The sequence below is a fragment of the Cupriavidus basilensis genome (assembly GCF_029335485.1).
Lineage (GTDB): Bacteria > Pseudomonadota > Gammaproteobacteria > Burkholderiales > Burkholderiaceae > Cupriavidus > Cupriavidus basilensis_E.
The window spans coordinates 1-5,959 of record NZ_JARJLM010000171.1 but is presented as its reverse complement, the minus strand read 5'-3'; the positions used below and the strand labels follow the sequence as shown (position 1 = coordinate 5,959).

6 protein-coding genes are annotated in these 5,959 nt (G+C 67.0%); all 6 read right to left on the bottom strand.

The window, feature by feature from the left end; all coding sequences use genetic code 11:
* Window positions 1-50 precede the first annotated feature (50 nt).
* The 6 genes from P3W85_RS10170 to P3W85_RS10145 all read right to left on the bottom strand — a co-directional run bounded on the left by P3W85_RS10170 (window position 51) and on the right by P3W85_RS10145 (window position 5,937).
* Window positions 51-1,022: an ABC transporter substrate-binding protein gene (locus P3W85_RS10170; RefSeq protein WP_276264698.1), complete on the bottom strand. Its 972-nt coding sequence runs from the start codon at window positions 1,020-1,022 to the stop codon at window positions 51-53.
* 311 nt (window positions 1,023-1,333) lie between these two features.
* Window positions 1,334-2,392, bottom strand: coding sequence for an aldo/keto reductase (locus P3W85_RS10165; protein ID WP_017231095.1), 1,059 nt, complete (start codon window positions 2,390-2,392; stop codon window positions 1,334-1,336).
* 73 nt (window positions 2,393-2,465) lie between these two features.
* Complete coding sequence (locus P3W85_RS10160) at window positions 2,466-3,500, bottom strand: quinone-dependent dihydroorotate dehydrogenase (protein ID WP_017231096.1); 1,035 nt, start codon at window positions 3,498-3,500, stop codon at window positions 2,466-2,468.
* Between the two features lie 100 nt (window positions 3,501-3,600).
* Window positions 3,601-4,428, bottom strand: a complete 828-nt coding sequence (locus tag P3W85_RS10155; protein WP_276264697.1) for an arginyltransferase — start codon at window positions 4,426-4,428, stop codon at window positions 3,601-3,603.
* A gap of 129 nt (window positions 4,429-4,557) precedes the next feature.
* Window positions 4,558-5,325, bottom strand: coding sequence for a leucyl/phenylalanyl-tRNA--protein transferase (gene aat, locus P3W85_RS10150; protein ID WP_017231098.1), 768 nt, complete (start codon window positions 5,323-5,325; stop codon window positions 4,558-4,560).
* A 27-nt stretch (window positions 5,326-5,352) separates the two neighbouring features.
* Window positions 5,353-5,937, bottom strand: a complete 585-nt coding sequence (locus P3W85_RS10145) for an NUDIX hydrolase (RefSeq protein WP_017231099.1) — start codon at window positions 5,935-5,937, stop codon at window positions 5,353-5,355.
* Window positions 5,938-5,959 lie beyond the last annotated feature (22 nt).

Sequence of the window (5,959 nt, the reverse complement as noted above, 5' to 3'; positions counted from 1 at the left end):
AGAGCCGTAGAGCCACCTGCGCGCGAACGCGCAGGGTCAGCGTGCCGTGATTACTTGATGACGGTCTTCGCTTCCTTGATCAGCTCGGGCGACAGCGTCACGCCTTGCTTCTCGGCTGCGCCGGTGTTCACGAACAGTTCCAGCTTGTCGCTGGTTTCCGAAGCGATCGTGCCGGGCTTCTCGCCCTTCAGGATACGCACCACCACCTTGCCGGTCTGATGGCCGAGATCGCCGTAGTTGATGCCCAGCGCGGCAATGGCGCCGCGCTTGACGCTGTCGGTGTCGGCCGCGATCAGCGGGATCTTCGACTCGTTGGCGACCTTGACCAGGGCCTCATACGCCGACACCACGTTGTTGTCGGTGTTGGTGTAGATCACGTCGACCTTGCCGATCAGGCTCTTGGCGGCGGCGCCGATGTCGACCGTACGCGGCGCGGCGGCTTCCTTCAGCGTCATGCCTTCCTTGGCCAGCAGCGCCTTCAGTTCCTTGACCACCACCACCGAGTTGGCTTCACCCGGGTTGAAGACCATGCCCACCGTCTTGGCCTTGGGCAGCACGCGCTTGATCAGGGCGACCTGGCGGTCCAGCGGCAGCTTGTCCGACACGCCGGTCACATTGGTGCCCGATGCGCCCCAGCTCTTGACCAGCTGGGCGGCAACCGGGTCGGTCACGCCGGAGTACACCACCGGCACCGACTTGGTGGCGGCCACCACGGCCTGGGCCGACGGCGTGGCGACAGCGACGATCACATTGGGCTGGTCGCCGACGAACTTGCGGGCGATCTGGGCGGCAGTGCCGGTATTGCCCTGCGCGCTCTGGTATTCCCACTTCAGGTTCTTGTCGGCGTCATAGCCGGCGGTCTTCAGCTCGTCGCGCACGCCATCGCGGATGGCGTCCAGCGCGGGATGGTCGACGATCGAGAGTACCTTGACGGTCTGGGCCTGAACGGCGCCGCCGTACAGCAGTGCCAGGGCCACGGCGCTGCCCAGGATGGTCTTGGTCGATGTCTTGAGACACTTCATGGTTTTGATCTCCCCCGGAGTGGGTTCTGGGTGATAAGCCGCTATTCGTTTTGACTGAGGTCTGGTCCGCCGTCCTGCCCGGCGGCGCGTGGCGCCGGCCGGACGGTCCGTTGCGCAAGCGACTCACCAGGCGGCAGGCGGGCGGTTGCCGGGGCGCAGCGGATACGACGGCGATAAGCCTGCGAGGATACCATTTCCGCCGTGCGATTTGCCCGGTTCCGGTGTGTCTGTAGGGGGAAACGCCAGTCCCGGAGCGCGCTGAGGGCGGCTCCGGGTGGCGTACGGGTATCGGTGCGGGGAGCGCCGGAAGGCTACTGGGCGGGGTTGTGGATCTCGGCGTGGATGCGTGCGATGGCCGCCGTCACGCCTTCGGGCAGGGGGGCTTGCCAGGCATCGATGTTCTCGCGCAGTTGCTCCAGCGAGGTGGCCCCGATGATGGTGCTGGCCGCGAACCAGCGCGAGTAGCTCCAGGCCAGTGCCAGCGTCGCCGGCGAGATGCCGTGCTCGCGCGCCAGCGCCACATAGCGGGCGGCGGCTGCCAGGCTTTCCGGACGCAGGTAGCGCGGGCTCCAGTCGGGCGGAAAGCGTGTCAGGCGGCCCTTGGCCTGCGTGTCGAACACCGGCTGCGCGAGGTCGCCGCCCAGGTACTTCCCGGTGAGCTGGCCAAAGGCCAGCGGGCTGTAGACCAGCAGGCTGACGTCGGTGCGGAAGCAGGCCTCGTCCAGTCCCTGTTCGAAGCTGCGATTCAGCAGGTTGTACGGGTTCTGGATGGTGGCGATGCGCGGCAGGCCGTGCAGCTCCGCCTGCTTGACGAACTCGGCCACGCCCCACGGCGTTTCATTCGAGACGCCGACGTAGCGGATCTTGCCCGCGCGCACCAGCTCGCCCATGGCTTCGAGCTGGGCCTGGATCGAAGCGCATTCGCGCTCCTTGGCGGGGTCGAACTGCTTCTGCCCGAAGATGGGCGCGTTGCGGGCCGGCCAGTGGATCTGGTACAGGTCGATATAGTCGGTCTGCAGGCGCGCCAGCGAGGCATCCACAGCGGTGCGGATGCTGTCGGGGGTCAGGTCGCCGCCATTGCGGATCCATGGCATGCGTGCCGGGCCGGCCACTTTGGTGGCCAGCACGATGCGGTCGCGCCGCTGGCGCTTGAGCCAGCTGCCGACGATGCGCTCGGTGCTGCCATAGGTCTCGGCGCGCGGCTTGACCGGGTACATCTCGGCCGTGTCGATAAAGTTGATGCCGCGCGACACGGCGTAGTCGAGCTGGCTGTGGCCCTCGGCTTCGGTGTTCTGCTCGCCGAAGGTCATGGTGCCGAGGCAGATGCGCGAGACCTGCAGGTCGCTGCGGCCCAGACGGGTGGTTTCCATTGGCTTTCTTCCTTGTCGGGCGCCGCAGGCTTGCGGGCTTCCAGGGTTCGGGGAGGTTGGGTCCGGCTGGCTGTCAGGCGCGCAGGGCGGCGGCGCATTCCTTGACCAGCGCCGGCCCGCGATAGATCAGTCCGCTGTACACCTGCACCAGCTGCGCGCCGGCGGCGATCTTGGCTTTGGCATCGGCACCGTTGAAGATGCCGCCTACCCCCACGATGGGAACCGTATCCCCGACCACGGCACGCAGGCCCTTGACCACGCGCGTGGACGACGCGAACACCGGCCGGCCGGACAATCCGCCGGCTTCCTCGCCATGCGGCAGGCCCTTGACCGCGTCGCGGGCGATGGTGGTGTTGGTGGCGATCACGCCGTCGATGCGGTGGCGCACCAGCGCATCGCCGATATTGCCGATCTGGTCGGCATCGAGATCGGGCGCGATCTTGAGCGCCAGCGGCACATAGCGCTTGTGCTGGTCAGCCAGGCGCTGCTGCGCGTCCTTGAGCGTGGAGAGCAGGCTGTCGAGCTCGCTTGCGCCCTGCAGCTGGCGCAGGTTCTTGGTGTTGGGCGACGAGATATTGACGGTGACGTAGCTGGCGTGCGGATAGACCCGTTCCAGGCAATAGAGGTAATCGTCCACCGCGCGCTCGATCGGCGTATCGGCGTTCTTGCCGATGTTCAGGCCCAGCACGCCGCCCTCGGCCTTCCAGCGCGAAGCCCTGACGTTGGAGATGAAGGCGTCGACGCCGCCGTTGTTGAAGCCCATGCGGTTGATCAGTGCGTCCGCCTGCGGCAGGCGGAACATGCGCGGGCGCGGATTGCCCGGCTGCGCGCGCGGCGTCACCGTCCCCACTTCGATAAAACCGAAGCCGAAAGTGGCCAGGCCGTCAATGTAGGCGCCGTCCTTGTCGAGCCCCGCGGCCAGGCCGACCGGATTGGGGAAGCGCACGCCCATCACCGTGCGCGGGTCGTCGGCGATGGTATTGCCGATGCAGCCGGCCAGTCCCAGGCGTTTGGCGCGCAGCAGGTTGTTTAGGGTGAAATGGTGGGCGTCCTCCGCATCCATCGAGAACAGGGCGGGGCGAAACAGGGGGTAGAGCGCGTTCAGCACAGGGGAATCAGCCTGGAAGTCGGGACCAAGGCGGCATTGTAACGGTTGGGCCGGAGCGTGGCCGGCCGGCGTACGCGCACAGTGGCATGCGGCGGCTGCCCTATGGCGCGTCGTCGGCCGCTTGCGGCGGGATCACTGGCGCAGCGGTGGGGGATGCCGGCGGCGCGGGAGGCGCGGAGACCGCCAGCGCCTCGAACGATCGCCACTGGTTTGCGGTCAGCACCTGCAGCGGCTGGTAGCGTGCCTTATAGGCCATCTTGCGGCTGTCGGCGATCCAGTAGCCGAGGTACAGGTGGGGCAGGCCAAGTTCGCGGGCCTGCCGGATCTGCCACAGGATGTTGTAGGTGCCATAGCTGGCATGCAGTTCCAGCGGGTCGTAGAAGGTGTAGACCGAGGACAGCCCGTCGTCGAGCACGTCGATCATGCTGACCATGCGCAGTCGGCCGGCCTGCGGCGAGCCCGGCGGCTCGCGGAACTCCACCAGGCGCGAGTTGACCCGGCTCTGCAGCAGGAATTGCTCGTACTGGTCGCGGCTGTCCTGGTCCATGCCGCCGCCTGCATGGCGCATCGACTGGTACAGCAGGTATAGCGAATAGTGCTCTTCGACGTAGGTCAGCGGCGCCACCAGCGCCTGCAGGTCTGCGTGCTGGCGCCACGCGCGGCGCTGGCTGCGGTCGGGATGGAACTGCTCCACCACCACGCGGCATGGCGTGCAGGCGTGGCATTCATCGCAATAGGGGCGGTAGGTGAAGATGCCGCTGCGCCGGAAGCCGGCGCGCACCAGCCGGGAATAAACGTCGGCATTGATCAGGTGGGCTGGCGTGGCCACCTGCGAGCGCGCCATGCGGCCGTCCAGGTAGCTGCAAGCGTAGGGGGCCGTTGCATAGAACTGCAGCGCGGAAAGGGGTAGTTCCTTAAGCTTGCTCATTTGTCTGAAACGGCCAGGAATGAAACAGCAACGCGAGGTAGCCGGCGGCGCGGCGAGGTGGCGCGCTGGCCTCAAGGCAAGCCTGCAAGCCCATATTGTCCGGCAGCGGCGCGTCCGGCGGGGCGTGCCTTATGCCTTTTCCATCTGTGCCTGTGCCGGATCCTGAGCCTGCGTCCATCGCTGCAGCACCGTCTTGTCAAAGCGCCACGGAACGATATCGGGCTGGCGCGTGGCGACGCGCACATGCGCCGCGAAATCCGCACGCGGAATCGGACTCGCGCCAAGCGAAGCCAGATGATCGGTTTCCTGCTGGCAGTCTATCATCGCCACATCGTGATTGCCGAGGAACGCGCACAGCGCGGCCAGCGCGATCTTGGACGCGTCGCTGCGGCGCGCGAACATCGATTCACCGTAGAACATCCGCCCGAGCGCCACGCCATACAAGCCGCCCGCGGGTTCGCCGCGGTACCAGCTCTCCACGCAGTGGGCGAGGCCGTTGCGGTGCAGCGCACCATAGGCGGCAATGATGTCCTCGGTGATCCAGGTGCCGTGCTGGCCTTCGCGCGGGGTGAGGGCGCAGGCCTGCATCACCGCGACAAAGTCGTGGTCGACGCGGATTTCCCAGTCGGGGTCGCGCAGCACGCGCTTGAGGGTCTTGCGGAAGGTGGCGGAAACCCGCAGTGCCTGCGGCGCCAGCACCATGCGCGGGTCGGTGCTCCACCACAGCACCGGCTGGCCTTCCGCATACCAGGGAAAGATGCCTTGCCGGTACGCCAGCAGCAGACGCTGGGCCGAGAGTTCGCGGCTGGCCGCGAGCAGGCCGGGCGCGTCGGTGCCCGGGCCGAGCGCACGCTCGACCGGCGGGAACGGATCATGCGGATCCAGCCAGGTGATCATGCAGGGTTACAGGGCGTGCGCCCGCGTTCAGGGTTCGACCGTGGCCCGGCTGGTCAGCGGGCGCATCGGCTTGTCGATATCCAGGCTGTGCAGGCGGAAGGTGCCGTCGGCCAGCCGCCCCGCCGCGCGATCGGCGAAGAAGCAGCGCAGCGAATGGATCACGGTGGGGAAGGCCAGTTCATCCCAGGGGACGTCGGCTTCATCGACCAGCTTCACCTCGAGGCTTTCCTCGCCCGCCGAGATATCCAGATCGTCCAGCGTCGCCAGGTAGAACATATGTACCTGATGCACATGCGGCACATTCAGGATGGAGAACAGTTCGCCAACCTGCACGCGGGCACCGGCTTCTTCCAGCGTTTCGCGGGCGGCCCCCTGCGCGGTGGTCTCGCCGATCTCCATGAAGCCGGCCGGCAGCGTCCAGAACCCGTAGCGCGGCTCGATGGCGCGCTTGCACAGCAGGATCTTGTCCTCCCACACCGGGATGGTGCCGACCACATTGCGCGGGTTGACATAGTGGATGGTGCCGCAGTTGTCGCACACATGGCGTGGGCGGCTATCCCCATCAGGGATGCGCAGCACGACCGCATGGCCGCAGTTCGAGCAGAATTTCATGGGAGGCGTCCGGGAGGAATGG